Genomic DNA, 220 nt, shown 5'->3' with positions numbered 1-220 from the left:
CGCGCTGGTCCAGGCCGTTGTGCTTGGTGGCGGCGATGATCGCCTTGGCGTTGGTCGTCTGCTCGTCGGTCAGGTCGATGTGACTCTGGGCGCCCTGCGGCGACGAGGCGGTGGTGGGTTGGCCGGCGGTGGCGACCGCAGCAGCAGTCGTGTGGGCGGTGGTGGGGGTGGCGAGGGCGGTGGTGACGGGGCCGGCGATCAGTCCGCCGGTGATGCTCAG

General features: G+C 71.8%; 1 pseudogene. It reads right to left on the bottom strand.

Features of this window, described 5'->3' with window-relative positions:
- Positions 1 to 220 (bottom strand): annotated as a pseudogene (locus ACXN5W_RS30535) (hypothetical protein); the annotation flags it as partial.

It is taken from the genome of Plantactinospora sp. A48 (assembly GCF_055793945.1).
This window is presented reverse-complemented; position numbering and strand designations above follow the sequence as displayed.